Here is a 23724-nt window from a genome sequence, read left to right as displayed (position 1 = left end):
TTGAAGCCTCGTGTCTCATCAAATTTCTGTGCTGCCTTTATCAGTCCGATGTTGCCTTCGTCGATGAGGTCTGTAAGGGTTAGGCCCTGATGCTGGTATTGCTTGGCTACCGACACGACAAAACGCAGATTGGCCGTCACGAGTCTGTCCTTGGCTTTCTCTGCTTCGGGGCCGCCTTTTTTTATTTTCTGTGCCAGCTCTATCTCTTCTTCTATGGATATGAGCGGCGCACGGCCTATTTCCACAAGATACTTGTCCAATGCCTCACTCGAACGGTTGGTGATGCTCTTCTGAATTTTTAGTTGTCTCATCTTGTTGCTATGAATTTTCGTAAGCGTTTGATATGCAAACTCTTAATGTGTGTACCTAAAACACGGCAAAATTAGGAAAAAAACTATTTGAAAGGGATTTTTGTATACAATCTTTAACTTAAATAACCAAAAAAAGCCCAATCTTAGTAGATTGAGCTTTGTGCGTCCTTAGGGACTCGAACCCTAGACCCACTGATTAAGAGTCAGTTGCTCTACCAACTGAGCTAAGGACGCATCAGTGTTGTTTCAGAATGGTGCGTCCTTAGGGGCTCGAACCCTAGACCCACTGATTAAGAGTCAGTTGCTCTACCAACTGAGCTAAGGACGCAGATGCCTTTTTGAATGTTCTGAAAGGCTGTTTTCTGAATTGCGAGTGCAAAGGTACTATCTTTTTGTGGAACGACCAAACTTTTCAGCTGTTTTTTTTAACTGAACAGTTTTTTTTGTGGGCAAATAGTGTTTTACTATCCAATTAGCACAAATTGGGGTTTATCAGAAATATGGAGTGACGCATAATATATTATTCCTGAAGTATATTATTAAAAGAAGTAGGTGAAACCGTTTGCCATAGTATATGAATACGTTTGCATCCCTGATAAGGTTAATAACCTTACGGCTGAAAGGTTATTAACCTTACGGCCTTAAGGTTATTAACCTTATCGGCAATTATATATATATGCATAGACCACGCAACAATATATTGTCACTCGAGATATAGCATGAACCGCAAATATGAATACGCCACAGACAAGATTTATAACCTTATCGGCAATGAAGGTAACAAATACAGAGCACACTGCTATAAATGGTAATCACTCGAAATGTCGGATGATTCTCATTTCTTGGCAAACTTCACGATAATGCTGTTGTTCTTCAGGAAGTATACACCTGTATTAAGGTTGTGGATGTCGACCATGGTACCATGTTCGGCTGCATCCATGTGTGCCATCTCACGGCCTTTCATGTCATATATATAAATAGGTGTACCCGAAGTGAGTCCTTTTACAAGGATGTTCTTGTCGTATAGGCCGCTGACAAGGTAAATACGCACCTTATTGATGTCGTTGTCCATGGCCAGCTTGAGCATCAGCTCCGCCATCTCACCCGAGATGCTGGTGTTGTCGCTCCATGTAAGGGTTACTGTGTTTTCGAAGTAGCTTATGGAGGTCACCTGCTTGTCCATCTGCACCCCGTTGAAGCTGACGGTATGCAGGTCGGTTCTGGCATAAGAGAAGACGGTAGATGCCAACAATGCAAATAATAGAATGGCACTCCTCATAAGCAACAAGAATGATAGGGAGCGGTAAGCGGGGTTCGAACCCGTGACCCCAAGCTTGGGAAGCTTGTGCTCTACCAACTGAGCTATTACCGCAAAGGTGAATTATTAGGCGTTTCACACAAAGAGCCGATACCGGGACTCGAACCCGGGACCCACGCATTACGAATGCGTTGCTCTACCAACTGAGCCATATCGGCAACAAGATGAAACTATGTTTTAGATAACGGGTGCAAAGGTAAAGGTTTTTATCCGAAACACCAAATAATAAATCATATTTTTTGTTTTCTTCGAAATGAAAACCTTGTACCTTTTTCCTAATCTACTTCTGTACGAACTTCTTTCCACCTATTATATATATGCCTTTTGGAAGGTTGGCGGAGCTGTTGCCAAGGAATGTACCGCTGAGGCTGTAGATGCCTTGTCGGCCTTCGGTATTGGCGGTAATGTTGTCGATGCCGTCAGTAGAGAGGTTCTTGCCAAAGTCGAGCCACATGGCTTCATCATCATTGATGTGGGTATTATAGATATTCCTGGCTGTACCCTCCGTGAACCATTTGCTGTTGGCAATGGCATCCGACTGTATGAAATCTGTCTTTCCTGTTTTTGTGCCAGCGCCATAGAGGTCGCCCTTGATGTCTTCCCAATAAGTGCTCAAGGCTATATCCCTGTAACTGCTTGTCAGTATGCCGTCAGATGGCACGACGGCCATGCGTGGGTGTCCAACAGTATTGTTGACGTTGTTCGAGCTGATGGAGAAGTCTGTGGAGTTGTAGTCTACGTGGTATATCAGCAGGCCGTCCATCTTCTCCTTGGAGTTTGCCATGGGGGAATTCCATTTTCTGTTCTGGAAACGCTGTATGACGAAATACTCATCCTTGTTGTTGTCGTTGCAGAACTTGTATGCCTTGCCTCCGTAGTCGATGTTGTCTATTTGCAGCTGGGTGTCCTCGGTGAGAGTCTCAATGGTGCACCATCCGAAAGCCTCACGCTCCCATGCCGTATAGGCAGCGGGCACATATCCGTTCATGTTGTACGTACCGTTGTCCATAACGCTCCAGTCTTCCATACCCTGGTTGTCGTATATGCTCGTGAGCCTTGACGCATAGAAGTCGGGCAGGCCAAGACAGTGGGAGAACTCGTGCACGAAGAGTCCGATGCCGTTGATTTGCTTTGTCTCGGGCCAGCTCTCGTTGCCAAGAAGCTCGTTGTTGATGCCGCTGCGGTAGAGTTTCTTGCCGTTGTATGTATTGCTTGTGTTCACGGAGAAGCTTTTGGGCCACATGGTATTGTTGGCGCCGCCCATGCTCTGGCCATATCCGGCATAGATGACGTACACTAAGTCTACGTAGCCGTCGTTGTTGGAGTCGTACTGCGAGAAGTCCACGTCGTTCTTCACAAGCTCGCAGGCGTCGATGACGAGCTGGCTGGCCTTCTCGTCTGTGGCATTGTCGTTGGTGCCGCCATAGTACTCCATGTTGTTAGGCAGTGTTACGGGGCCTACGACATCGAACGTGGGGCTGTACTGTCCATTGCTCATGTCCATGAAATACTGCCTCACGCTGCCGTAGTTGAGGTTCTCCGATGCTCCGAAATCTTCCTGCTCACCCTCGGCCTTGTTCAGATACTGGTCGAACGACTTCTTCGGGTCGGCAAGGCTGAAGGCTACGTCCTGATATTGTGCGAGGATGACGAGAGCCTTGGGGCTGCCAGTATGAGGGAACAGCGTCTTCGAGGAGCCCGTAACAGGCTCACGCTTCATTACGTTCATCCTTCGTGCGTTCTCTGCTTTGGCGAAGAATGTCTCCGGAGTCTCTGTTATCGGAGTGAAGTCGTTGCCGTTGCGCAGCAGTATGGTTCCGTCTGCTGATGTATACCAGTGGAAATCCTCGTCGCCGTGCAGGTATACGGTAATGAGTGTACCGTCAGACTGCTGGACTGTGATAGGCTTGTTGATGGCTTTCGCTGCCCATGCTGATGACATGGTGATGGCCATGCTCAATGTGAGTAGAATTTTCTTCATTATTATTTTCTTCATTATTGTTCTTTTTTGAAATAGTATTGTCCTTTATTCTTTGTCCTGCTTCCATACTCTATGGCGTGAGTGGGGCAGTGGTGGTAGCAGGCGAAGCAGCTCAGGCATGTACCGTCGTGGTTCCATTGCGGTGTCTGTCCCTTGCCTCCCACGATGTTCTTTACCGGACAGGCGTTCGCACATAGTCCGCATCTCAGGCACCGTTCGGTGTCCACATGGAATGGTCTGTCGGTGACAAGGTACCGGTGAAAGAAATTGCCTATAATCCTTGAGTTTATTCTCGGCCATCGGCCTATGTCCAGACTCTCTGTGCCCTTGTTGCACGCTTTCACCTGCTGTATGAACCATTCCAGCTTCTTCTGTGCCTCTTCGATCTTGTGCTTCTCGTTCTCCTTTGTATCTACGTCCATGAACGGCAGTCCCACATAGCTCTCAGGCATAAGCAGTGAGCATGTGGCGTGCAGGGGCAGGCCTACGGCAGCCAGTTCCTTCCGTAATATCCTTGCCGTCTCGCTAATAGTGTCGCCAGCCGTTATCAGGGCGTAGGTGTAGTGGCGTTCTGCATCCACGATGTTCAGTCGCCTGATGAATTGGCGTACTATCCGTGGCGGTTGCCATCCGTGTACAGGGAAGCAGAAGCCTATCCTCTCTCCATCTTGCAGAGAGGGTGTGTAGGCACTATCCTCTAAGTCGGGAATAAATACCAGCTCATCGTCTGTTGCGTCAGCGATTTGCCTGGCTGCCCACCGTGTGTTGCCCGTACAGGAAAAATAGAATATCATGTTGCAAAGATACAATAAAAAACTGATACAGATGCCAAAACCATGAAAAACTTTATGAGGGGTTCGAGGTGTTTTTTGAACTAAAAATGGCGGGCTGAGGAACTTGCGAAATTTGAAATGCTGATTAATTGCTGATAAATTGCTGAGAATTGCTGTTCCATCATAAGGACGGCTCTAAACTCTTTTTTTTTGAACAGCAATTTACAGCAATTGAACGGCAATTTTTAAAAATTATGTACAAGCAGCAGATCCAGAGTTAGAATTATGGAATTGCTGCATAAGTACGCAGCAATAAAGGGTTGCACTTGAATGATATAAAAAAAGAGGCCGTGTCAGTTACTTGTGACACAGCCTCTTTGAATGTTCTTAGGAGTTATTCACCCCATAAATTGGTATTATATTTTTTTCCAAGTGTCTCTACCTCTGTTGCCTCTTCAATATAACCTGATTCTCCTTCTTCAATTACGGGTATCGAGTTTGCCAATATTGGGGTATCGATAAGCTGTATCTTCTTGATAGAAGGATTTACATATATCTTTTTCATAGCTTTGCTTTTTTATTTAATTATCACTTTACGTACACTACCGTCTGACATGCGGACGATGTTCACTCCGCGCCTCATTGCTTTAGCTTGTCTGCCAAGGGTATCGTAGATTGCGGCAGGACTTGCTATAGACTTTTCAGTCTCTATAGCCTCTACTCCTGTAGTGGAGTCGTCGATGAATACCTTTGCAGTAGCGGCGATGCTGTTGTCGGCAATACGCAAGTAGGCAACGTTGGCTGCAAGAGCCTGCTCGCTCTGAAGGTGATAGAAGCCCACACCAAGAGACTTGTTGGCAAGCACAAAGACATCTGAAAGATTGTCATAGTCTGTCCTGCGCTCTACATTGCCATACAGCAGGTTGACACCAGGTGCGTTGGCAGCCTTGCTTGTATATACGAATTTGTATTCGGTATCTGCCGTGATATCCTCTGCATACAGCAGGAAGCCGTTGTTTGCAGGCATTACCTCACCGGCATTAGCAAAATCTGCTGTCTTCACGTAGTGTGAGCCAGGAGTGTATTCTGTCACAACCTTTACTGTCACGCCCTCGGGTACCTTGGTGTTGTATGGCAGGCAGATGGTGGCATACTTTGCACCAACAGTTATCTTTTTAGTGAACGTCCAGGGATTGTTAATCTTGTAAATTATATCGTTCAGCTTCTTAGTGTTTGCCACACTGTTGCTATATTTTGTGTTGATGGTTTCGAGAAGAATATCCTCAAGCTCAGACTTCAGGGCAGCTTCCTCATTAAGATAATCTTTCTTTTTGGTCAGCAATGCCTTGGCGTCTTCGTATGCCGTCAAGTATTTGGTGTATGCTGTCTTCTGAGCCTCGCTGATGAAGAGCCAGTCGTTGTAAACGCCCATAGTTTTTGCTCCCGTATACTTAGTTGAGCTTTCTGTTACTTCAATATTGAAATAGTGGTCTATATTTGAGGGGAAAGAGTAGTAATTGTTTACAAACTTGTACGCACCATTCGTACTTGTCGACTTTTTGATGGTAAAATTGGTAGCACCAAACCAATTAGATTTCGTAATTATTCCAATATCTCCAGTGCCATCCATTCTAATTCTTAAGTTGTCGCCTTTGGATATTGTCGCTGTTTCCTTGTTGGAATCATAGTATACTTCCCATTTCTCGGCATAATTTATATCATTCACAGAAGGACTGGACCCTGCGGAACCTGTTATATAGAAACCAGAACCTACATTATATATATATATACCTCCGTTATTCGTGGTCTCAGTTGTTGCCTTCTCTAATGTTTCTCCCTCCCAGAACTCATCTTGAGAAGCGGGATTTAAGGCATTAGTAGAGATTGTACCAGTGATGGTAAATGTGGCAATCACGGGCACATGGTCACCAAGCAGCGTGCCGTCTCCTTTCTTATAGTTGTCGGCATCGAAGACAAGGTCGTCGAGGGTCATAGACAGATTGCAGCCTTTCGGTACGAGATAGAATATCTTGTCCACAATTTCGCCTGTCTTGTAAGCTTCGCTGCTGGTCTTATCCGATACCATAAGGGCAGCGTCGCCATAAGCAGGGGCTCCTTGTTTTCCTCTGAACTTCTCTACCCATACGTCCTTTATGTCATACAATTCTGAAAGTGGAGTGATAAGGTTGTCTGTTACCCTATTACGTGTGTAACGGCAGTTGGTGTCGCCGATTATGAGTTTCGGGCGTCCGTTGGTATTAGCTTTAACGGCTTCTGTAAGCTGTGTGAGCTGATTGTCCTGAACGGTAATCTGATCGGGGGTTTCTGCGGTATTCATGTGCAGCACATACACGTCTATCTTCACGCCGTCGCCAAGGTTCACGGTATAGAAACGGTAACCCTTCTTCACAAGAGTGTTGGCTCCCTTATCAATACCTCCTAATGACTCGTTCCATTGTGTCCAGCTTTCATCGTAGAAGCTCATGCTTTTGCCATCCTTGTAGTTTGTATTCCTCAGCAAGAACATAAGTCCGTCGGTGTCAATGGGGTTGCTGCCTGTGATGCTGCTAATGGCGGAAAAGTCAATGCGGCCACGCCATAGTCCCATGTGGTAGTTTTCTCCAAGACCAACTACAAGGTCGCCGTTGTAGTTGAAGTCCTCGCTACATCCTACAATGTCTATTCCCTTGTTGACGATGTACCTACCTATGGCTTGGGTGCCATCGGAGCCTGGTCCGTCACCGTTAACAGTGACTCCCGCCATAGTCTGTGGCAAGCCATCGATGTTAAGAGCGCAAGCAGTAAAGGTCTTCTTAACTTCTTGTGCATTTACCCCCCCCCAGTGGAGAGAATGACAAAAGCATAACAAGCATAGACAAAAGGCTATACTTGCCCAAAGTAAATTGATTAATGCAATTCATAAAAATATTATTACAAAAATTAAATAGTATCATTAAAATGTAATTAAACGGCTGGGCATTTATCCTGACCGCAATCTATATCAATTCTTAATTCGTACTGCAAAGGTACAAAAAAATAATGAACAAGAACAGATTTAGCTAAAAAAAATAATAAAAATAATATTGCAGTCCGAAATAATATGTTCTATTGTTCATAGTTGTCATTTCTTCAAGCAATCACAATGATAACTATAAAGGGCTGAATATCAATTGAGTGTTCTTCCTTTTTTCACTTGCGCTCTATTTCCTGTGCGCAACCGTTAATCATGTTTTTAATCTGTGTTATGCGAGATTTCTGGTCAGGCCGGAATTGTGTGTAATAGACCAGTGCCGACTGGAAATTGTCGAGAGCGTCCGTCCATTGCTGCCTGAACATATATATGAATCCTATTTTGTAGTATGCGTCCGCCTTCTCGTTGTCGTAGCAGATGGTTGCCATCTCGTTATACAATGGCAGTGCCTTCTCGTATTCCTGTAGCTCAAAATGGCTCTCGGCACATGCGAAATAGTAGAACGACCGCTCGTGAGGTGCGAGCTTCGTCAGCAGGGGCAACACCTTGTCAAGGTAGGCGCAGGCATTGGCATAGTCCCATTCGTAATAGAAGCATACCCCCATGTAGGCCTTGAAGCGTGGGTTCAGCTCGTGCCTGGTTTCGAGCTTGCAGAAGATGTTCAGCGCCTCATGGTATTTCCCGCTTTGGAAATACTCTATGGCCATGCCAAGCTGGTCGCTGTCCTTTTCTTGCGTCCGGCCTGGCATGACGGTAGTGAATAATATGAGGATAATTGCTGCAATCCGAAATCTCATCTTCTCTTTTGTCAGTTATCGTTCCCCAGGACTATCCTTGCGGTCAGTCGGTATAGAAGTCGATTACTCCTTGTAGTGCCTGCTTGCATGCCGGGCAGAACTCTGGGTTCTCGTTTGTGCGCATGCGGCAGTCATAATATGCTCTGTAAATACCTTTGGGCGAGTAGCCTGCTCCCTCATAGAAGCCCGCCTTGCTGTCGGTACCTATGAGGTTTTCCCATTTGCCCCTGAAGTCCACCTTTGTGGTGATGTTCTTCTCCCACGGCTCCACGTCGTGCGGATACATGGGCACCTCCTCAGTCTCGTAGGCATACTCGTCACCCAGACCTGCGAAGCTGTGTCCGAACTCATGCACAACTACGGGGCGGAACTTCTCGTGATGTGTCATGGACAGGTTGTAGGAGTTGAGGATGCCGCCACCGCCATACTTCTCTGTATTTACGAGGACGATGATATGCTCGTATGGCGTTCCTGCGAGACAGTCGTGCAGGTCCTTGAGGTTTAGCGTGGTCATATACCTGTCGCTATAGAAAGTGTCGAAGTGGCTGCTCAGTGCGGTCTTCTTCCATATTCCCTTAGCAGGCTCGCTGGTACCGCTGTCTGCAGACGGTGCCTTCACAGCCACGATGTTGAACCTTTCCCTCATGCTCTTGAACGGTTCGTGGGCAAAGATGGCTTCAACGGCTATCTTAGTGTCGTTGATGAATACCGGCATCTCGTCTTCCTGGTAGCCTTCGGCAAGGAATGCGATGTGTATACATTGGGTAGTGTCCTTGGCCTGCTGTATGGTCTCGTAGGGTGTTACGTGCCTGTGTCCCACATGCCTTATCAGGATGTCTGACGGCACCACCTGGTGTGTAAGCTGTGCGGTGATGTCTCGCCTGTTGTTGCGCAAGTCGACCGTGATGTCCACGGTGTCCTTAGGCATCGGTACGAGGAAGACGTTCTCAAACGACTTTGTGGCGGTCTTCGACTCAGGATAGCTCAGCCATTCCTGAAACAGGGTGGAGAAAGAGTTGCGGTAGATGACGGTACCCGTGCGGTGGTCCCTGACGGTAATCTGTCCGTTGCCCTCCATGGGCAGCTCTGCCAGCCTCTTGCGCTTGCCATACCATCGTGGCATCATCTTCAGCTCGTCAACGGCGATATGCTGTTCGTTGACGTTACCTGCAAAGTTATAGTCTATTCGCAGGGTCTGGTCTACAAAGTAGTCATCGAAATTCTGTGCGCCAGCCTCCATCCCTGTTGCGAGAAGAGCGGCGGCTAAAAAAGTCTTCAGTCGTGTCATGTTGTTATGCTTTTAAGTAATACCCACCTATAATCCACCTTAATATACCCTTAGCTGTGCTCCGGGTCTAATCTGGTAGTCGGGCGACAGATGATTCATCTTGTACAGGCTTTTCAGTCTTATGCCGTATTTCTGTGCTATGTCATACATGCTCTCTCCCGCCTTGACGGTGTGCGGGCGTTTCTTGTATATCTTCTCCGCCTTGGTTCGCTTCTTCTTCAGGTATACGATGTCGCCGGCATGCAGGATGTCGTTCTTGTCACGCTCGTTATATTTGGCCAGCTTCCTCCAGCTAAGCTCAGTCTCCTTGCCTATGCTCTTGAACGTGTCTCCCTCGCGTGCAATGAGATAGTAGTTCTTGTTGTATATCTTTATAGGATGCAGTCTGGTGCCGTTCTGTGCCGCCTTGTCGTTGGATGAGTGCTTGGCCATGAACTTGTCGTAGCTGCTGGCTTTGTCGTAGTGGTATAGCTTGTACAGCTCGATGATGTTGATAAGCTTGGTGGCGTATGCCGGGTTGGTGGCATATCCGCAAGCCTTCAGGCCGTGTGCCCATCCCTTGTAGTCGGTTATTTTCAGTTCGAACAGCCTGCTGTACCTCTGTTGCCGTGCCAGGAACCTGCTGTGGTCCTCGAAGCTTTCGCCGGGCGAGTTGTATGCCCGGAAACATTCGTGCTTGGCATCGTCGTCATGGTACACGGCCCTTCCTTGCCATCCGTGGCACTTTATGCCGAAGTGGTTGTTGCCTTTCCTTGCCAGCTCGCTCAGCCCTGCTCCGCTCTCAAAGAGTCCCTGTGCCAGGGTGATGCTTGCCGGTATATGGTATTTGAGCATCTGCTCTATGGCAAGGTCCTTATATTGGTTGATGTAGTTCTGGTAGTTCTGGTTCCACCTCATCTGTCCGAGGACGGTGACAGAGTAGGCGAGAGCTGCCAGAAGGGATAGAATTTGCTTTTTGTTCATTGTTTTCTGTTGTATTTGTTTTTTAGGATTCCCATGCTTGCTATATTTCGTATAGGCTTCTATTATTCACAGGTCTCCTATAAATTTCTTCTGATGCAGAAATGGCCGAGGCGGTGGGTGATGCCGCGTGAGTTGAGAGAGCGGACTATGTACATGCCTTGCGGCATTCGGCCAACATCCATGGTATCGGCATGAGTGGCCGTGCGTACCATGGTTCCTTGTAGAGTCTCGAATACCACCATGTCGGCATCCGTCTCAGGCAGCAGCAGGCGGTAGCCGTCGCAGGGCAGGAGGTGCTCGGTGATGTCGCATGGCTTGCTCGCTGCGGGGGCAGGCTCTTGCAGGGGCTTGCTCTCGTTGCCATATCTGTCCATGGCCGTTACGGCGTAATGCCGGCGGGTGTTGTCTGCAACGATATTAGTCCTGTAGAGTCTCACGGCTACGAGGTTGGCGGCATCGTCGGTATTCACAGGATAGTGCCCGCTTGCGTAGACGTTGTATGTCACACCGGGCTCATCGACAGAAGACCACCAGAGCCGCCCCTCATCAAAACGCATGCCGCCAGGAGTGTCTGGAGCAACATCGTCGACCCATGTCATAGCAGGCACTAAGGCAGGATGCCGGTTGAAGTCATTGGCCGTGAAATCGTAGATGCCCTGACAGTTGTCCGTGAGGAATTTGCCACGGAAGAAAGTATGTCCCATGCCATACTGTCTGAGCACGTGCATCTCCCTGGTGATATCTTCTATTTTCCAGTTGCCCTCCTTGGGAGACAGGAAGTAGATGCCCAGACCCGGTGCAACCATTCTGCCACAGCTCTGCTCTGCCCAGTCGATGGCGAAGGGGTAGAACTGGTTGCCTCGGAAATACATCATTGGGAACAGAGCGTCCATCAGTCCCTCTCGCAGCCAGCCCTGCGCGTCCTGGCACACCGTGGTGTAGGCGTTCCATCCATGGCTGTTGAAGCGTGGCAGGTTATCGTGCTTGCCCACGGGCGAGCAGCTCATCTTTACCCACGGCTTCAGAACTTTCACCCTTGTGCTTATCTCCCTGACGATATCAGTTATGTTTTCTCTGCCCCGTGACCTTGTAACCTTGTATTTCCATGTCTCGGGGTATCGTATGTAGTCGAGGTGTATGCCGTCGATGTCGTAGTTGCGTGTTATCTCCTCGCAGATGTTAGCGATATATTCCGCAGTCTGCCTGTTCTCGGGATCCATGTAGCCGTCGGGGCCTATTTTCTTTATCAGCCTCGGATACTTCTTCCTCAGCTTAGCGCACCCCGTGGCATTCCATTTCCCTACCGGAATGGTCACCACCCATGCGTGCAGCTCCATACCCCTGTTGTGGCATTGCTCAATGGCGTATGCCAGGGCGTCGTAGCCCGGGCTTGTCCCTGGGTGTCCGCTCAGGCATCCGTCCCACGGCTCATATGCTGAGGGGTAGATGACCGTACCTCTAACCCTTGTCTGTAGGAGTACGGTATTGATGCCGGCCTTCTGATACTTGTCGAGCAGTGAGCACAGCTCCTCCTTCTGCCTTTCCACTCCCTTGCCCTCGTAGGCGTAGGAGTGCGGCCAGTCCAGTCCTCCGATGGTAGTCAGCCATACAGCCCTCACCTCTCTCTTGGGCGAGGCAATGGCAATAATGGGCAACAAGAAGAGCAGCAGTAGTGCGAATATTTTGGTCTTTTGGCTCATTTTCTTTCAATTTGCGTACAAAGGTACGGATATTTTTCCTCTTTTCAAATAAAATGTTTACTTTTGCATTAAGATTTTAAATACAACACAAAATGATATCTTTTACTATTGCCCTTTTGGCGTTGATCGTAGGCTATCTGTTCTACGGTAAATTTGTCGAGCATGTCATGGGGCCCGACAACCGGCCCACTCCTGCTGTAGCCAAGGCTGATGGTGTGGATTACATCGTCATGCCCGGTTGGAAAATCTTTATGATACAGTTCCTGAACATTGCCGGCACCGGTCCTATCTTTGGTGCCATCATGGGAGCGTGGTATGGTCCTGTGGCCTATCTGTGGATTGTCTTCGGCTGCATTTTTGCCGGAGCCGTGCACGACTATCTCAGCGGTATGTTGTCTATCCGTCATGGCGGAGTAGGGTTGCCCGAGCTTATCGGCCGTTACCTTGGCTCCCTCACACGCAAGGTTATGCTTGTCTTCTCCATCCTGCTCCTCGTCATGGTAGGAGTGGTGTTTGTTTACAGTCCTGCCATCATACTGGAAACATTGTGCGGTTCTAAGATGATGTGGATAATAGTCATCTTCGCCTACTACATAATAGCCACGATGTTGCCAATCGACAAGATTATCGGCAAGGTATATCCCCTGTTTGCTTTCTCCCTGCTCTTCATGGCGTTTGCCCTGCTCGTAGGCCTGTTTGTGAAATTGCCGGACATCCCTGAATTGTGGAGCGACCTTGGCGCGTGCAACTACAACAGCAATCCCGCATGGCTTGGCACGGAGGCGTTCGCGTCGTCCAATCCCGTCTTCCCATGCCTGTTCATAACAATAGCCTGTGGAGCCATCAGCGGCTTCCATGCCACTCAGAGTCCTCTTATGGCCCGTTGCATGAGTCATGAGAAGTTGGGACGTCCGATATTCTATGGAGCGATGATTACCGAGGGTGCCGTAGCCATGATATGGGCCACAGCCTCCATGTACTTCTTCTATTATGGTGGTTGGCGTGAGGTTGTCAGCGCAGATGTGGTCAACCAGTTCATCCAGCAGCAGGGTGAGGGAGGCAAGACGCTAATACAGTATTTTGATGCCCCCACGGTAGTAAAGTATATGTGCTCGGGCTGGCTGGGAGTGTTTGGCGGCATCCTTGCCCTGCTTGGTGTTGTGGCAGCGCCCATAACGAGTGGTGACACCGCATTCCGCAGCGCGCGTCTCATCATAGCCGAGTTCATAGGCCTTGAGCAGCGTAGCGTGCGCAAGCGTCTGTACATCTGCATCCCCATGTTCCTCGGGGCCGTAATGCTGTTGCTATGGCAGATGGAAAATCCCAACGGCTTCAATGTCATCTGGCAGTATTTCGGCTGGGCCAACCAGACGCTCTCTGTCTTCACCCTCTGGGCATTGACAGTTTACCTTGCCCGTCAGAAGAAGCCCTTTGCCGTCACCATGGTGCCCGCATTGTTCATGACCATGGTCTGCTCTACCTTCCTGCTGGTGTCCCGCCAGGCCTTCGGCCTCGATGCCTCGCTGGCCTACTATTTCGCAGCCGCAGTCTTTGTCCTGTCGCTGGTATGGTTTTTCGTATGGTATCGTAGGCAGATGCAATAAAAGCAGAGTATTAGTGTTATATATAGAAACAGTTAAACAACTTACAACTATGAGAAAGAAGATTATTGTCGCAATGCTCGCTGTCCTCACCTCTATCACCGCACGAGCACAGTTCGAGGCTGATAAGTTTTATTTTGGTGCTTCCCTGTCTGGCTTGGACCTGAACTACAGCGGCGTGAAAGACCTGTCGCTCGACGTTGATCTCAAGGCTGGTTATCTTGTAGAAGACAATGTCATGCTGTTGGGACACGCTTCATACAATCACAGTGGACAGAAGGGTACCTCCGACTACGTGTCGGCAGGAGTCGGCGGAAGGTATTACATTGTCCAGAACGGCATCTTCCTCGGCGGAGGTGTCAAGTATGTTCACTCCAGCAACTACAACGACGTGCTCCCGGGTGTGGAGGTCGGGTACGCTTTCTTCCTTAGCCGTACAGTCACCGTAGAGCCGTCAATCTACTACGACCAGTCGTTCAAGAACCATTCCGATTTCTCCACCATCGGTTTCCGCATTGGCGTAGGCGTCTACCTGTAGGATGGAGCGGCAGTATTCATCATTGTTGCTGGACAAGGCGGTAGGCGAGTTTGCCAAGCTGCCCGGTATTGGGCGCAAGACAGCCTTGCGCCTTGTCCTTCATCTGCTCAAGCAACCCGATGCTGACGTGGCCTCGTTTACCGATGCCATCACCACGATGAAGCGTGACGTGAGGTATTGCCGCGTTTGCCATAACGTCAGCGACAGCGAGTTGTGCCCCATCTGCGCGGATAGCCGCCGCGACAGCTCTTTGGTGTGTGTGGTTGAGAATATCCGCGACGTGATGGCCATCGAGAACACCATGCAGTACCATGGGCTATACCATGTTCTTGGTGGAATACTGTCGCCTATGGACGGCATTGGTCCTGCCGACATTGAGATAGACTCCCTTGTGAGCCGTGTTGCCGAGGGAGGAGTGACGGAGGTCATACTCGCCCTCAGTCCGACGATGGAGGGCGACACCACAAACTTCTACATCTCGCGCCGTCTGCGCGGCTACGATGTGCGGCTGAGCGTCATTGCCCGTGGCATCGCCGTAGGCAACGAGCTTGAGTATGCCGATGAGGTTACGCTCGGTCGGTCAATATTGAAACGTACCCCTTTTGAGATATGAAGAGAACTATATTGTTGCTCCGTGTGGCATTTCTCGTGCCCATGGCCGTATGCCTTGTGCTGATTGCGCTCTTTGAGAGCGGTGCGCTCCTGCCAGGAGGGCGTGCCGGACAGTATGTGGAGGAGTTCTATGTGCTCTCTGCCATGGAGCTGCTCGCCATCATTGCTGTCCCCACCGCCCTGTACCTGTTCCGTATGAGAGCCGTGAGACGCAGGCTTGTGGCAGGCCGTGAGAATGCGTTGCTGCGCCTTGGCCTGGTGCGCATACTGATGATGGCTCTGCCCATGGTGGCCGACACCTTATTATATTATATATATATGTTGCCGTCGCTCGGCTATCTGGCCATCATACTGTTTCTTTCACTGTTCTTTGTTTATCCCTCCAAGGAGCGCTGTGTAGGCGATATCACACAATAGCATCATAATTGAGGTCTTCCATAAATGCCAAAACTGTCAATAGTCATAGTAAGCTATAATGTAAAGTACTACGTGGCGCAGTGCATCACTTCCGTACTGCGCTCACAGGGTGGGGTGGATGCCGACATCACCGTTGTCGACAACCACTCACAGGATGGCACTGTGGAGTTTCTCCGCAAACGGTTCCCTTCCGTCAAGGTTGTTGCCAGCAACCACAATCTCGGTTTTGCCCGAGCCAACAACATCGCCATCAAGGCGACAACAGGCGAGTATGTCCTGCTGCTCAATCCCGACACCATAGTCGGCGAGGATGTACTGTCAGCCTGTCTCTCTTTCATGGATGCCCATCCGCGCTGTGGCGGTCTCGGCCTCAGGATGCTCAACGTCAATGGTGAGGTGGCCATGGAGTCACGCCGCGGTCTGCCCACCCCCATGACCTCGTTCTACAAGATGACCGGCCTGTGCTCGCGCTTCCCCAAGAGCAGACGCTTTGGCCGCTACTATCTCGGCTTCCTGCCGTGGGATGAGCCCGTGCGCATAGATGTCATCAGCGGAGCCTTCTGCATGTTGCGGCGTGAGGCACTCGACAGCATAGGACTCCTCGACGAGGACTTCTTCATGTATGGCGAGGATATCGACCTTAGTTACCGCCTGTGCAAGGGAGGGTACGAGAACTGGTATATCCCCTCTACCATCCTGCACTATAAGGGCGAGAGTACCCATAAGTCATCGTTCCGTTATGTCCATGTGTTCTACGAGGCCATGCTTATCTTCTTCCGCAAGCATTATGGCCACATGTCGCTGCTGCTGAGCTTCCCGATAAAAGCCGCCATCTGCCTCAAGGCCGCAGGAGCGTTGCTTCAGATACAGGCCGATATGGTCAGGCGCAGTCTGGGCTTCGTGGGACGCAACCGACGTAAGATGCCGTGCTATGTCTTCTATGGCGCTGGCAGTTCCTTGGAGGCATGCCGTGACATCGCCGCATCCCATGGTCTTCAGGCCCGTTTTGTCAGTGCCGATACGTTGCCCGACGGACATGTCGCTGACATCCACGAGCGTCCCGATATACTCACCTATGCTGTCTACGATACCACCGTATACAACTATGCGCATATCTTCAGACTCTTTGCCAGTCATCCGATGGACAATGTCGAGATGGGATTTTTCTATCCCGATGATGGCGTGATAATTACTAAGGAGGAGGTGATAAGATGAGCAGCGGCTTGCCAACGGTAAAGCTCCGTGCTCTGGAGCCGGAGGATCTGGAGATACTCTATACAATAGAGAACACTGTGTCTGAATGGAATGTTGGCGCCACCAATGTTCCCTATTCCCGTTATGTCCTCCGCGACTATATAGCCAATACCGCCTCTGACATATATGCGGACCGGCAGTTGCGGCTCATGGTAGACAACGGGAGTGGTGAGACGGTGGGCATTGCCGACCTTGTCAGTTTTGACCCGCGCCATGGCCGTGCGGAGATAGGCATAGTAATACTCGACCGCTACCGCCGTTCGGGATATGCTGTTGCAGCCTTGACGCAGCTCATCAGCTATGCGCGCTCCATACTCCATCTGCATCAGCTGTACGCAATAGTGCCTGTCAGCAATACTGCTTGCGTGCGATTGTTCGACAAGCTGGCGTTCGACGAGAGCTGCCGCCTTCGCGAATGGCTGCATGGAGAGCATGGCTACGAGGATGCCGTGATGCTGTGCAAGATGCTCTGAGGGCAATTCTTTTGCAAACGAGAGCAGAGCCAAACTTGTTTGAGCTATGCCGAGTGCAGCTAAAGAATCGACGAAGGCAATGGTAAAAGCATGGCTTAAAACATACGTCATTTATCTCCTCTTGTCTTCATTTTTCTCCTTTTTACTACTTGCGAAGTTTAAATAACGTCAGAAATCGCAGGCATTTATGTTGCCGTTCGCATTATTTGTTGTATCTTTGCACGCAAGTATCGGGTAACGGCATGCCCTCTGGCACATTGCCAAGCGGCTGTCCGCTCCATGATATTCGACAATTCAGGTATATAAAAGATGTTTGTTTATGGAAATCAAGATAAAAGACGCCTCACTGGCGCAGGCTGCCCTTGAGGGTATGGACGAGTTCATCGGGGTTTTTGTCAATGCCATCCTTGATGCCATTGGCGGCGAGCTCAACGCTAAGACTATGCCCTTGCTCAACGCTGACCAGACGACGTTGCTTGCCTACCATTACCTTCACGAGGAGGTTATGGACGGCGGCTTCATACAGCTCATACACAATGGTCTGGGCGGATTTATCTTCTATAATCCTTTTGCACGCGCCATGAGGGAGTGGGGAGTAGAGGGGCTACCCACCATCATCAACGGCTGCCACAAGCTGTATAAGAAGTATGGTGAGGCTATTGAGGCCGACTGCTCTGATGAGGAGTTCATGGCGCTGTTCGAGAAATTTCCCGACTTCGACCGCTACGACGACGCCTTCGTCGAGGGCGAGGAGGAGTTTACATCCTGTGTGGCGCACTATGTAGACGAGCATATCGAGAATTTCGCCACCATTGTCGAATAGTTCCCAAGGGAACCATATCACTTACGCAGATGAACAAGAATGACTTGGAGCTTAGAAAGAAAAGCCCCGTACAGATAAGAAACAAGAAAGCCTCGTTCGAGTACAACTTCATCGATACCTATACGGCTGGCATACAGCTTACGGGTACCGAGATAAAGTCCATACGCATGGGCAAGGCCTCACTTGTAGACACATATTGCTACATTGTCAAGGGCGAGATGTGGGTGAAGGGCATGAACATATCGCCATATTTCTATGGCAGCTATGCCAACCACGAGGCCAAGCGCGACCGCAAGCTGCTGCTCACCAAGCGTGAGATAAGGCATCTCTTCGAAGATACCAAGGCGCCCGGCTTTACCATTGTCCCAACCCTTGTCTTCATCGATGACCATGGCAGGGCAAAGATGGATATTGCACTGTGCCGTGGAAAGAAGGTGTTTGACAAGCGCCAGACGCTCAAGGCAAAGGAAGACCGGAGAGAAATGGACAGGGCAATGAAGCATTATTGAGTAAGGTGGAAAAATAATATAACCCACCTAAATGTAAGACAACATGACCACAATTCAGGAACAGATTACCAAAAAGATACTCGTGCTCGACGGAGCCATGGGGACGATGATACAGGGTTACGGGCTCTCGGAGGACGATTTCCGCGGTCAACGCTTCGTAAGCCTGCGCGGACAGCTCAAGGGCAACAACGATGTTCTCAGCATCACCCGGCCGGATGTCATCCTTGACATCCATAACCGCTACCTTGCTGCTGGCGCGGATATCATCGAGACCAATACCTTTTCGTCGCAACGCATATCACAGGCCGACTATGCTCTTGAGGACTATAGCCGGGAGATGGCGCTTGCCGGTGCCCGTCTCGCACGTCAGGCTGCCGATGCCTTCAGTAGCTCAGACTGGCCACGTTTCGTTGCCGGAAGTATTGGCCCAACCAACAAGACATGCTCTATCAGCCCCGACGTGTCAAATCCCGCGGCACGCGACATCACCTACGATGACATGCTTGAGGCATATATAGAGCAGGCCGACGCACTTGCCGAGGGAGGCGTGGACGCCTTCCTTATAGAGACAATTTTCGATACCCTTAATGCCAAGGCTGCCATAGAGGCTTGCCAAACGGTGATGCGCCGTCGCGGCATCGAACTGCCTGTTATGCTCAGCGTGACGGTAAGCGACCTTGCAGGCCGCACACTGAGCGGTCAGACCCTCGACGCCTTCCTTGCCAGTGTCAGCTCGCTGGGTATTTTCTCTGTTGGCCTAAACTGCTCGTTTGGTGCCAGCCAGATGCGTCCATACATAGAGGAGCTTGCCGCAAAGGCACCTTATTATATCTCCGCTTATCCTAATGCCGGACTGCCCAACGAGCTGGGACAGTATGACGAGACGGCAGAGAGCATAGCTCCGCAGATTGCCGCGCTAATTGACTCGGGACTGGTGAACATCATCGGCGGCTGCTGCGGCACCACCGATGAGTTCATACGCCGCTATGCCGTCATGGCACGTGGCAAGCAGCCACACACGCCGAAGCCGAAGCCGACAACGCTATGGCTCAGCGGACTGGAGATGCTCGACGTCAGCAGCGACGTGCGCTTCGTCAACGTGGGCGAGCGATGCAATGTTGCGGGCTCAAGGAAGTTCCTGAGGCTTATAAGCCAGAAATGCTACGAGGAGGCTCTCGACATCGCGCGCCGGCAGGTGGAGGATGGAGCAATGGTCATCGACATCAACATGGACGACGGATTGCTCGATGCCAAGGCTGAGATGGTGACATTCCTCAATATGGTGGCCTCTGAGCCGGAGATTGCCAAAGTGCCCATAATGATAGACTCCAGCAAGTGGGAGGTCATAATGGCAGGCCTGAAGTGTGCTCAGGGAAAGTGTATCGTAAACTCCATATCCCTGAAGGAGGGCGAGGAGACCTTTGTCTCCCATGCGCGGGATATAATGAGTCATGGAGCTGCTGTCGTCGTGATGTGCTTCGACGAGGAGGGACAGGCTACCACCTACGATAGGCGTATAGCCATAGCCCGTCGTGCATATGACATTCTTACACGCAGGGTAGGCATGAACCCTCTCGACATTATCTTCGACCCCAATATCCTTGCCATTGCTACAGGCATGGAGGAGCATGATGACTATGCCATAGACTTCATAAGGGCCACACGCTGGATCAGGCAGAACCTCCCTGGTGCCCATGTAAGCGGCGGCGTGAGCAATCTGTCGTTCTCTTTCCGTGGCAATAACTACATACGCGAGGCCATGCATGCCGTATTCCTATATCATGCCACAGCCAACGGCATGGACTTCGGCATTGTCAACCCTGCCACTAAAGTCACTTACGGCGATATCCCCTCCGACTTGCTTGAGCTCATTGAGGATGTCGTCCTTAACCGCCGCAAGGGAGCATCCGAGGAACTCACCGAGGTCGCTGCCCGTATGGCTGCCGAGGCGCAGGCCGCCAAGGACGCCACAGGCGGAAAGCCTGCACAGCACAAGGACGAGGAGTGGCGCGGACTGCCTCTCCACGACCGCCTTACCTATGCCCTGCGCAAGGGTATCTCGTCATGCCTCGCCGATGATATCAACGAGGCTCTTGGCGTTTATCCGCAGGCCGTTGACATCATCGAGGGACCGCTCATGGACGGCATGAACGAGGTTGGCGAGCTCTTCGGCCAAGGCAAGATGTTCCTGCCGCAGGTCGTGAAGACCGCACGCACCATGAAGCAGGCCGTGGCACTGTTGCGTCCACATATCGAGGCATCGGGCCAGGGCAAGACCGCGACTGCAGGACGCGTGGTCATGGCTACAGTGAAGGGTGACGTTCATGACATTGGCAAGAACATCGTCGGAGTTGTCATGGCATGCAATAACTACGAGGTGACAGATCTCGGAACAATGGTGCCTGCAAGCCAGATAGTAGCCAAGGCCATAGAGACTAATGCCGATGCCGTAGCACTCAGCGGACTTATCACTCCGTCGCTCGACGAGATGGTACACGTGGCCGCCGAGATGCAGAAGGCCGGACTGCGCATCCCCGTCATCGTGGGTGGAGCCACAACCAGCGAGATGCATGCCGCCCTGAAGATAGCACCCGTCTACAGCGGCCCTGTGGTGTGGGTGAAAGATGCCGCACAGAACGTAGTGGTTCTCGCCCGTCTGCTCAACGCGGCCGAGTGTCCCAACTACGTCAGCCAACTCCGGGCCCGCTACGAAATGTTGCGGAGGAATTACCACTCCGAACAGCAAAAGCTCGCAACCATCAGTGAAGCAAGGAATAACAAGCTGGATTTGTTTAAATAACACACATATATGCAACTGAAGAAGAAAAGATGGCATTGCCTTTCTGGCCAGCCCATTACAGAACTTGACAAGCAAGTGATGTACTGGGAAAACAAGGGCAAGCTGGTGCCCACACGTGACCTTATCAAGACACCAGAGCAAATAGAGGGAATAAGGAAAGCCGGTATCGTCAACACGGGAGTGCTGGACGAGGTGGCAGCACACATACATCCGGGTATGAATACCTTGGAGATAGACAAGATATGCTACGACTACTGCACGTCACATGGCGCCACGCCAGCCTGCCTCAACTACGAGGGCTTCCCCAAGAGTGTATGCACCAGCATCAACGAGGTGGTGTGTCATGGCATACCCAAGGAAACGGACATCCTGCAGGAAGGCGACATCGTCAACGTAGACTTCACAACCATTCTCGACGGCTACTATGCCGATGCCTCACGCATGTTCATCATTGGCAAGACAACACCAGAGAAAGAACAGCTCGTAAGGGTTGCCAAGGAGTGTCTCGAGATTGGCGCCGAGGCTGCCAAGCCCTTCTGCTTTGTCGGTGACATTGGCCACGCCATACAGAAGCATGCCGACAAATACCATTACGGCATTGTGCGCGACCTCTGTGGCCATGGTGTGGGAATGAAATTCCATGAGGAACCGGATATTGTCCACTACGGTCACCGCGGTACGGGCATGCTTCTTGTACCGGGCATGGTGTTCACCATTGAGCCAATGGTAAATATGGGAACATGGAAGGTCTTCATAGATGCGGAGGACGAATATGGATGGGAAGTCATAACAGGCGACGAGAAACCGTCAGCACAATGGGAGCATACCTTCGTGATGACAGAGCACGGAGTGGAGATACTGACGTATTGAGACCCTCGACCTTCGACCTTCGACTTTAGTCCTTAGTCCTTCGACCAAAAAAAACAGCTTAAATGGAAAAAGATATATATATACTTGGCATTGAGAGCAGCTGCGACGACACAAGCGCCGCCGTCCTACGCAACGGAGTGCTGCTCAGCAATGTTACAGCCTCGCAGGATGTTCACATGGCCTATGGAGGCGTAGTGCCAGAGCTGGCATCACGCGCCCATCAGCAGAATGTCGTGCCAGTCGTCGACCAGGCCATTCGCCGTGCCGGCATCACCAAGGAGCAGCTCTCTGCCGTTGCCTTCACCCGTGGCCCGGGACTCATGGGCTCGCTGCTTGTCGGTGTGAGCTTTGCAAAGGGCTTCGCACGTGGCCTCGGCATACCCCTCATCGATGTCAACCACCTACAGGGACATGTCATGGCCCATTTCATCAAAGAGTCAGACGATGACCGTTCCGCACCGCCATTCCCATTCCTCTGCCTGCTTGTCAGCGGAGGAAACTCGCAGATTGTACGCGTAAACGCATACAACGACATGCAGGTGCTCGGACAGACCATCGACGATGCTGCAGGCGAAGCCATCGACAAGTGCTCCAAGGTCATGGGACTCGGCTATCCTGGAGGCCCTATCATCGACAGGCTCGCACGCCAGGGCAATCCCAACGCCTACCAGTTCGCACAGCCCCACATCCCCGGACTCGACTATTCCTTCTCCGGCCTGAAGACCTCGTTCCTATACAGCCTGCGAAAGTGGGTGGCACAGGAGCCCGACTTCATAGAGAACCACAAGGAGGACATCGCGGCCAGTCTGGAGCACACTATTGTCGACATCCTTATGAAGAAGCTGCGCTTGGCGGCAAAGCAGACAGGCATCAGCCATGTTGCCGTCGCAGGAGGCGTCAGTGCCAACAACGGACTGCGGGCAGCCTTTGCCGATTATGCACGCAGGTATCACTGGACAATATACATCCCGAAGTTCAGCTACACTACGGACAACGCCGCCATGATTGGCATAACGGGATATTACAAATATCTGGACTCTGATTTCTGCCCCATCAGCAAGCCTGCATTCTCGAAGGTGACGTTTGAGTGACGAGTATTTATTGAACCGTCATTTATCTCCTCTTTACTACTTGCGAAGTTTAAAATAATATATACATAAATATGGATTTACAAAGCAAAATTATCAGCCGCGAGCTGCTGCAGGCTCTTTACGATAACGGCAAGACCATCGGTACAGCCGAGAGCTGCACGGGAGGCCGCTTAGCTCAGACAATCATTGCCGCACCAGGGGCATCCAACTATTTCAAGGGCGGTATAGTATGCTACACCGACGAGGTGAAGCAAAACTTGCTCAACGTAGACCCCGAGGCAATACGTGAGCATACCGCTGTTTCAGAAATTGTTGCCAAGCAGATGGTTGCAGGTGCTTGCCACGCCCTTAACTGCGATTATGCTGTCGCTGTGACAGGTATTGCAGGCCCAGGCGGTGGAACATCGGAAATTCCTGTCGGAACGATATGGATAGCTTATGGCGAACCTGACGATATACGTACAGTCAAGCTCACCGAGGACAACGGCAGAGACAGAAACCTCGCTGCTGCTGCCTCTACGGCACTCAGACTCTTCCTGGAATACATTAAGGAGAAAAACTGTCTGGAAAACGAGGAATAAGAGAGGGAACAGCCTAAAGAATATTCTGTTATACATTTTGAGTGTAACTATTT

At 50.6% G+C, this 23724-nt stretch carries 22 protein-coding genes and 4 tRNA genes; 12 read left to right on the top strand and 14 right to left on the bottom strand.

What is annotated here, in order from left to right:
- The 14 genes from CIL02_RS15590 to CIL02_RS15530 form a co-directional block, all read right to left on the bottom strand.
- A partial coding sequence (locus CIL02_RS15590; protein ID WP_305775616.1) for a sigma-70 factor domain-containing protein occupies window positions 1-311 on the bottom strand: 311 nt, incomplete at its 3' end.
- 161 nt (window positions 312-472) lie between these two features.
- Window positions 473-545, bottom strand: a tRNA-Lys gene (locus CIL02_RS15585).
- 18 nt (window positions 546-563) lie between these two features.
- Window positions 564-639, bottom strand: a tRNA-Lys gene (locus CIL02_RS15580).
- A gap of 507 nt (window positions 640-1146) precedes the next feature.
- On the bottom strand, window positions 1147-1590 hold the full coding sequence (locus CIL02_RS15575; RefSeq protein WP_094403137.1) for a T9SS type A sorting domain-containing protein: 444 nt from the start codon (window positions 1588-1590) through the stop codon (window positions 1147-1149).
- A 20-nt stretch (window positions 1591-1610) separates the two neighbouring features.
- Window positions 1611-1683: transfer RNA gene (locus CIL02_RS15570), tRNA-Gly, on the bottom strand.
- Window positions 1684-1714: 31 nt separating this feature from the next.
- Window positions 1715-1787: transfer RNA gene (locus CIL02_RS15565), tRNA-Thr, on the bottom strand.
- A 122-nt stretch (window positions 1788-1909) separates the two neighbouring features.
- On the bottom strand, window positions 1910-3625 hold the full coding sequence (locus CIL02_RS15560) for a M6 family metalloprotease domain-containing protein (RefSeq protein WP_240513751.1): 1716 nt from the start codon (window positions 3623-3625) through the stop codon (window positions 1910-1912).
- Window positions 3625-4404, bottom strand: coding sequence for an EFR1 family ferrodoxin (locus tag CIL02_RS15555; protein WP_094403135.1), 780 nt, complete (start codon window positions 4402-4404; stop codon window positions 3625-3627). The genes CIL02_RS15560 and CIL02_RS15555 overlap by 1 nt, the downstream gene beginning before the upstream one ends.
- 373 nt (window positions 4405-4777) lie before the next feature.
- Window positions 4778-4948 (bottom strand): hypothetical protein, encoded by a 171-nt coding sequence (locus tag CIL02_RS16485; protein WP_170935131.1) that lies wholly within the window; start codon window positions 4946-4948, stop codon window positions 4778-4780.
- 12 nt (window positions 4949-4960) lie between these two features.
- Window positions 4961-7147 carry a hypothetical protein gene (locus tag CIL02_RS15550; RefSeq protein WP_094403134.1) on the bottom strand — a complete coding sequence of 729 codons (2187 nt, stop codon included), beginning with the start codon at window positions 7145-7147 and terminating at the stop codon, window positions 4961-4963.
- A gap of 425 nt (window positions 7148-7572) precedes the next feature.
- Entirely contained in the window at window positions 7573-8151 is a 579-nt protein-coding gene (locus CIL02_RS15545) for a M48 family metallopeptidase (RefSeq protein ID WP_094403132.1), read from the bottom strand.
- Window positions 8152-8194: 43 nt separating this feature from the next.
- Complete coding sequence (locus CIL02_RS15540) at window positions 8195-9439, bottom strand: M64 family metallopeptidase (RefSeq protein ID WP_094403131.1); 1245 nt, start codon at window positions 9437-9439, stop codon at window positions 8195-8197.
- 39 nt (window positions 9440-9478) lie between these two features.
- On the bottom strand, window positions 9479-10402 hold the full coding sequence (locus CIL02_RS15535; RefSeq protein ID WP_094403129.1) for a glucosaminidase domain-containing protein: 924 nt from the start codon (window positions 10400-10402) through the stop codon (window positions 9479-9481).
- A 77-nt stretch (window positions 10403-10479) separates the two neighbouring features.
- On the bottom strand, window positions 10480-12102 hold the full coding sequence (locus CIL02_RS15530; protein WP_094403128.1) for a glycoside hydrolase family 10 protein: 1623 nt from the start codon (window positions 12100-12102) through the stop codon (window positions 10480-10482).
- A 92-nt stretch (window positions 12103-12194) separates the two neighbouring features.
- On the opposite strand from CIL02_RS15530, the gene CIL02_RS15525 reads away from it, so the two are divergent.
- From CIL02_RS15525 to CIL02_RS15470, 12 genes are all read left to right on the top strand, one after another.
- Window positions 12195-13706, top strand: coding sequence for a carbon starvation protein A (locus CIL02_RS15525; RefSeq protein WP_094403126.1), 1512 nt, complete (start codon window positions 12195-12197; stop codon window positions 13704-13706).
- A 49-nt stretch (window positions 13707-13755) separates the two neighbouring features.
- Entirely contained in the window at window positions 13756-14241 is a 486-nt protein-coding gene (locus tag CIL02_RS15520; protein WP_094403124.1) for an outer membrane beta-barrel protein, read from the top strand.
- A 1-nt stretch (window position 14242) separates the two neighbouring features.
- Window positions 14243-14854: a recombination mediator RecR gene (recR, locus tag CIL02_RS15515; RefSeq protein WP_094403123.1), complete on the top strand. Its 612-nt coding sequence runs from the start codon at window positions 14243-14245 to the stop codon at window positions 14852-14854.
- The gene (locus tag CIL02_RS15510) at window positions 14851-15270 is read left to right on the top strand and encodes a hypothetical protein (protein WP_094403122.1); all 420 of its coding nucleotides are present in this window, start codon (window positions 14851-14853) and stop codon (window positions 15268-15270) included. Before recR ends, CIL02_RS15510 begins: the two co-directional genes overlap by 4 nt.
- A 24-nt stretch (window positions 15271-15294) precedes the next feature.
- Window positions 15295-16485, top strand: coding sequence for a glycosyltransferase family 2 protein (locus CIL02_RS15505; RefSeq protein ID WP_094403120.1), 1191 nt, complete (start codon window positions 15295-15297; stop codon window positions 16483-16485).
- The gene (locus tag CIL02_RS15500; RefSeq protein ID WP_094403119.1) at window positions 16482-16997 is read left to right on the top strand and encodes a GNAT family N-acetyltransferase; all 516 of its coding nucleotides are present in this window, start codon (window positions 16482-16484) and stop codon (window positions 16995-16997) included. Before CIL02_RS15505 ends, CIL02_RS15500 begins: the two co-directional genes overlap by 4 nt.
- A 319-nt stretch (window positions 16998-17316) precedes the next feature.
- Entirely contained in the window at window positions 17317-17820 is a 504-nt protein-coding gene (locus tag CIL02_RS15495) for a DMP19 family protein (RefSeq protein WP_094403117.1), read from the top strand.
- Window positions 17821-17849: 29 nt separating this feature from the next.
- Window positions 17850-18329, top strand: a complete 480-nt coding sequence (gene smpB, locus CIL02_RS15490; protein ID WP_094403115.1) for an SsrA-binding protein SmpB — start codon at window positions 17850-17852, stop codon at window positions 18327-18329.
- 43 nt (window positions 18330-18372) lie between these two features.
- The gene (metH, locus tag CIL02_RS15485; protein WP_094403114.1) at window positions 18373-21129 is read left to right on the top strand and encodes a methionine synthase; all 2757 of its coding nucleotides are present in this window, start codon (window positions 18373-18375) and stop codon (window positions 21127-21129) included.
- Window positions 21130-21138: 9 nt separating this feature from the next.
- Window positions 21139-21999 (top strand): type I methionyl aminopeptidase, encoded by an 861-nt coding sequence (gene map, locus CIL02_RS15480; protein ID WP_094403112.1) that lies wholly within the window; start codon window positions 21139-21141, stop codon window positions 21997-21999.
- A 62-nt stretch (window positions 22000-22061) separates the two neighbouring features.
- Window positions 22062-23090, top strand: a complete 1029-nt coding sequence (gene tsaD / locus CIL02_RS15475; RefSeq protein WP_094403110.1) for a tRNA (adenosine(37)-N6)-threonylcarbamoyltransferase complex transferase subunit TsaD — start codon at window positions 22062-22064, stop codon at window positions 23088-23090.
- Window positions 23091-23161: 71 nt separating this feature from the next.
- Window positions 23162-23671 (top strand): CinA family protein, encoded by a 510-nt coding sequence (locus tag CIL02_RS15470; RefSeq protein WP_094403109.1) that lies wholly within the window; start codon window positions 23162-23164, stop codon window positions 23669-23671.
- Window positions 23672-23724: the final 53 nt, after the last annotated feature.

Origin of the sequence: Prevotella sp. P3-122 (assembly GCF_002251365.1) — a bacterium.
Lineage (GTDB): Bacteria > Bacteroidota > Bacteroidia > Bacteroidales > Bacteroidaceae > Prevotella.
The sequence above is the reverse complement of the archived record's forward strand: the minus strand, read 5'-3'. Positions and strand labels throughout refer to the sequence as shown.

Bases quoted from the DNA above. Each gene is read 5' to 3' on its own strand.
- tsaD (WP_094403110.1), top strand. From the start codon at position 22,062: ATGGAAAAAGATATATATATACTTGGCATTGAGAGCAGCTGCGACGAC.
- CIL02_RS16485 (WP_170935131.1), bottom strand. From the start codon at position 4,948: ATGAAAAAGATATATGTAAATCCTTCTATCAAGAAGATACAGCTTATC.
- metH (WP_094403114.1), top strand. From the start codon at position 18,373: ATGACCACAATTCAGGAACAGATTACCAAAAAGATACTCGTGCTCGAC.
- CIL02_RS15470 (WP_094403109.1), top strand. From the start codon at position 23,162: ATGGATTTACAAAGCAAAATTATCAGCCGCGAGCTGCTGCAGGCTCTT.
- CIL02_RS15550 (WP_094403134.1), bottom strand. From the start codon at position 7,147: ATGGCGGGAGTCACTGTTAACGGTGACGGACCAGGCTCCGATGGCACC.
- CIL02_RS15495 (WP_094403117.1), top strand. From the start codon at position 17,317: ATGGAAATCAAGATAAAAGACGCCTCACTGGCGCAGGCTGCCCTTGAG.
- CIL02_RS15505 (WP_094403120.1), top strand. From the start codon at position 15,295: ATGCCAAAACTGTCAATAGTCATAGTAAGCTATAATGTAAAGTACTAC.
- CIL02_RS15545 (WP_094403132.1), bottom strand. From the start codon at position 8,151: ATGAGATTTCGGATTGCAGCAATTATCCTCATATTATTCACTACCGTC.
- CIL02_RS15510 (WP_094403122.1), top strand. From the start codon at position 14,851: ATGAAGAGAACTATATTGTTGCTCCGTGTGGCATTTCTCGTGCCCATG.
- CIL02_RS15575 (WP_094403137.1), bottom strand. From the start codon at position 1,590: ATGAGGAGTGCCATTCTATTATTTGCATTGTTGGCATCTACCGTCTTC.
- CIL02_RS15500 (WP_094403119.1), top strand. From the start codon at position 16,482: ATGAGCAGCGGCTTGCCAACGGTAAAGCTCCGTGCTCTGGAGCCGGAG.
- CIL02_RS15525 (WP_094403126.1), top strand. From the start codon at position 12,195: ATGATATCTTTTACTATTGCCCTTTTGGCGTTGATCGTAGGCTATCTG.
- smpB (WP_094403115.1), top strand. From the start codon at position 17,850: ATGAACAAGAATGACTTGGAGCTTAGAAAGAAAAGCCCCGTACAGATA.
- CIL02_RS15535 (WP_094403129.1), bottom strand. From the start codon at position 10,402: ATGAACAAAAAGCAAATTCTATCCCTTCTGGCAGCTCTCGCCTACTCT.
- CIL02_RS15540 (WP_094403131.1), bottom strand. From the start codon at position 9,439: ATGACACGACTGAAGACTTTTTTAGCCGCCGCTCTTCTCGCAACAGGG.
- recR (WP_094403123.1), top strand. From the start codon at position 14,243: ATGGAGCGGCAGTATTCATCATTGTTGCTGGACAAGGCGGTAGGCGAG.
- map (WP_094403112.1), top strand. From the start codon at position 21,139: ATGCAACTGAAGAAGAAAAGATGGCATTGCCTTTCTGGCCAGCCCATT.
- CIL02_RS15520 (WP_094403124.1), top strand. From the start codon at position 13,756: ATGAGAAAGAAGATTATTGTCGCAATGCTCGCTGTCCTCACCTCTATC.
- CIL02_RS15555 (WP_094403135.1), bottom strand. From the start codon at position 4,404: ATGATATTCTATTTTTCCTGTACGGGCAACACACGGTGGGCAGCCAGG.
- CIL02_RS15560 (WP_240513751.1), bottom strand. From the start codon at position 3,625: ATGAAGAAAATAATAATGAAGAAAATTCTACTCACATTGAGCATGGCC.
- CIL02_RS15530 (WP_094403128.1), bottom strand. From the start codon at position 12,102: ATGAGCCAAAAGACCAAAATATTCGCACTACTGCTGCTCTTCTTGTTG.